At 60.0% G+C, this 3,348-nt stretch carries 5 protein-coding genes; all 5 read right to left on the reverse strand.

The genetic code is table 11. From position 1 onward, the window contains the following. On the reverse strand, positions 1–491 hold a 491-nt coding region (locus ACP5J3_RS12070), incomplete at its 3' end, for a protein-tyrosine phosphatase family protein (RefSeq protein WP_428495918.1). Positions 492–528: 37 nt separating this feature from the next. Then, positions 529–1,251, reverse strand: a complete 723-nt coding sequence (locus tag ACP5J3_RS12075; RefSeq protein ID WP_428495919.1) for an ABC transporter permease — start codon at positions 1,249–1,251, stop codon at positions 529–531. Further along, the gene (locus tag ACP5J3_RS12080) at positions 1,248–1,943 is read right to left on the reverse strand and encodes an ATP-binding cassette domain-containing protein (protein ID WP_428495920.1); all 696 of its coding nucleotides are present in this window, start codon (positions 1,941–1,943) and stop codon (positions 1,248–1,250) included. Before ACP5J3_RS12080 ends, ACP5J3_RS12075 begins: the two co-directional genes overlap by 4 nt. After that, on the reverse strand, positions 1,940–2,848 hold the full coding sequence (locus ACP5J3_RS12085) for an ABC transporter substrate-binding protein (RefSeq protein ID WP_428495921.1): 909 nt from the start codon (positions 2,846–2,848) through the stop codon (positions 1,940–1,942). The genes ACP5J3_RS12080 and ACP5J3_RS12085 overlap by 4 nt, the downstream gene beginning before the upstream one ends. Before the next feature lie 35 nt (positions 2,849–2,883). Beyond that, positions 2,884–3,348: cytochrome c biogenesis protein CcdA (locus tag ACP5J3_RS12090; RefSeq protein ID WP_428495922.1), on the reverse strand; the 465-nt coding region annotated here is incomplete at its 5' end.

Genomic DNA, 3,348 nt, shown 5'->3' on the forward strand with positions numbered 1-3,348 from the left:
GTTTGGCCTCCTCCGCAGTGGTCTCTATATGCGGCTTCGATTTCGAGCAGAGCGTAGTACTGCTCGTCGGTGAGGGAGACGGCTGGGTTTACCTTCTCTACCTCTCTTATTGCGTCGTCTGCCTTTATGCATTTCGTGGCTATTAGGTAGGCCGCCAGTGTTGTGGGGGTCCTCCCCATGCCCCCCACGCAGTGGACCACGACTGCGCCTCTGGCGATCTCCCTTTTGATTGTCTCTACCAGCTCGTCGAGTCTCCTGGGTGGGTACCCGTCGGGGGTTGGCCAGTGGATCCACTCCATGCCCCTCTCGGCCAGGGCCCTGCGGAGCTCCGCCAGCCCCCAGCGGCCGTAGTACTCGATTTCCCAGGCCTCGGCCAGCGAGATCACCGTCCTTATCCCCAGCTCCCCCCACTTATCTATGTCCTCTTTTCTAGGCATGCACGATCCCGCCAGCCTGGGGGTGACCCAGTAGGGGCACTCTATCTTCGCCACGGCGGGTTAGCTACGTGTGGTTTTAACTGTTTGTCTGCTAGAGCCACTCTGTTAATTTTTTCTCTAGGGCCGACATTGCGGCGTAGGTGAGGACCCCGGCGGCGCTTAGGGTGAGGATGGCGGCGTACATCTCTGCGAAGTCTAGCCTGTGCCAGCTGTCGTATATCAAGGCGCCGAGTCCGTCGGTCAGCGCCAGGCTCTCTGCTATGAAGGAGACTGAGTAGGCGGTGTTTAGGGCTATTTTCAGCCCCGTTATTATGCCGGGGAGGGCGGAGGGGAGGACTACGTACCTCACGACGGCCAGCCTCCCGCCGCCCATGGTGTAGATCAGCGCGGCGAGGTCCCGGGGGAATCTCTGCGTCCACTCCATCACCGAGAGGGCCACTGGGTAGAAGGCTATTAGCGACATCAGCGCCACTTTACTGGCCTCGATGCCGAATAGATGTAGGAGGATGGGGAGGAGGGCGACGTGGGGTATTGGGTAGGTCAAGAGCACCGCGGCTCTAAGCAGATTTGCGCTTACCCGCTCGGAGAGCCAGCTCGCCGCTAGTCCCGCCGCTATGCCGCTCGCCAGCGCTATCGACGCAGCGGCGCCCACTCTGGCCAGCGTTGCGGCTAGGTTCTTCGCCAGCGTTGGGCCGTCGCTGAGGGCCCGGGCTACGACGTCGGTGAGGGGCGGTAGGTAGGGCTTGTTTACCACATACGCAGCCGCCTGCCAAAGGGCTAGGAGTATTATGAGGGCCGCTAGGTAGTACCTCACGGCTTGTACGCCTCCCTGACGGCGTTTGCCAGCTCTGCCGCGTCTCTGCTGTACTGGCCGGGCGCCAGGCTTGACACCACAGTTAGCGGGGGGCCCCGCACGATGTATATATGGCCCCCGAGGTCTACTGCGTCTTGTACATTGTGGGTAATCACCAGCATTGTCTTGCCGAGTCTCCGCAGGGCCTCTATGACGTCGCGTCTGTAGTCTATGTCGATCATGGAGAGCGGCTCGTCCAGCAGCCACACGTCTGCTCCTGAGGCCACCGCCCTTGCTATTAGGACTTTCTGTTGCTCTCCCCCGGAGACTTCCTTGGGGTATCTGTCTAGTAGGTGGCTTATCCCCAGCGCCTCGGCGACGTCTCTAACTCTCTGGCTTATTTCGGCGGGCTGGAGGCCCCTAATCTTTAGGGGGATGGCGATGTTGTCCCGTATCTTCATCCACGGGTAGAGGCCGCCGGTCTGCGGTATGTAGGCTATCCTCCCTCTGAGCTCGGCGGGGGGCCTCCCCATCACCTCCACATAGCCTCTCTGGGGGGTCAGCACGCCGGCTACCAGCTTTAGGAGCGTCGTCTTGCCGCTTCCGTTGGGGCCGAGTATAGTTGTGATGCCCTTGGGGAACTCGGCGGTGAAGTTGTCTAAAATAGCTGGGCCTCTTCTATACCTGAAGTACACCGCGCGCAGGGCGATCACGAGACGCAGTCTTCGTATCTCAGTTGCTGTTTTACGAGACCTTTCTGGAGCAACCAGCTGGAGGCGTCGTTGAATACATCCCGGGGGAGCTGGGCGATGTGCGCTCTCCATACTATCTGGTACCTCTGCCTAAGGGGCGCTGGCAGGTTGAGCCTCTCGGCGAGTATATCTCTGTACTTTGCCGGGTCTGTGTTGTAGATATCTACTGCCTTGTTGAGGGCTGTGATTAATTTCTCCAGAGCCCGCCTCCCCTCGGGGGTGCTTGTTATTGAGTTGCTTGCCACCAGCACCACGAGATCTCTGTGCTTGGCGAGCAACGTGGCGTTGTTTAGCAAGGCGAGGGTGCCCCAGGGGTCGGGCATCACGGCGGCGTCCACCTTCCCCTCTATCAAGAGCTGGTATCTATTGGCTATGCTGGGCACGTCGACGAACTCCACGTCGCCCTTCACGAGCTTAGAGGCGACGTATTCAATAATGGTATTTTTCGAAATGGCCACCTTCCTAACCTGCGCGGCGCCGGGGGCCTTTACGTAGTAAAACCCCACGTTTGACTCGTTCTCGGAGAGGCAACAGACAAAGCCCACTATCTTGATGGGCACGCCGTTGCCGATCAACATGAGGGCGCCCACGGGGTCGTGTATAGCCACGTCTATCTGCCCGCTGGCGATTGCGGCGTCGCGGTCCCTAGCTGAGCCGAAGTATGTAATCTCCACAGCGACGCCCTCCTTTTGGAAGAGCCCCTCCCTCTCGGCAACCACAAAGGGGAGGGCGTCGACTATGGGCAGGAGCCCGACTCGTATCTTTACCGTGGGGGCCTCCCCGGCCTGTTGCGGCTTTAGCATGAAAAACATGGAAATTGCGAGGACTGCTACCAACACAGCCAACGCTATGAGAATCCGCCTCACGCTGGAGGGTTTTTTCCGAGATAAAAATTTGAGTTCTACAGCTTGAATAGGGCTGAGAAGGTGCCTAGGCCCAGGGCCTCGCCGATGAGCAGTATGCCGAAGGCTATGGATAGGATGCCCACTATGTACTCCACCCGCCTGCCCCACATGCTCCACTTCATGCTTTTAGAGGCCTTCAGGGCTCCTCTCCTCGCCACGTTGATTAGGGCGTACACCACGGCGGCGAGCCCCGCGGCGTAGGCGAGCGTGGAGGCGAAGAGGGCTAGGTAGTTCCCCGTCACCGCCGACGCCACGAGGTTGGCCACGACCACGGCCCCAAACAACGGCGCTATGCAGGGGGTCCACACGGCGCCTAGGGAGAGGCCAAGGGCCACGTCGCTTAGCTTGCCCAGCTGGAGCTTCGAGGCTTTGTAGGCAGAGGTCTGGAATCTCGACGCCCACACCACGAAGGCTCTGTTCAGCCTCTCCACCACGAGGACGGCGCCCATGGCTATTAGGAC

Source organism: Pyrobaculum sp., from assembly GCF_049971835.1.
GTDB lineage: Archaea > Thermoproteota > Thermoprotei > Thermoproteales > Thermoproteaceae > Pyrobaculum.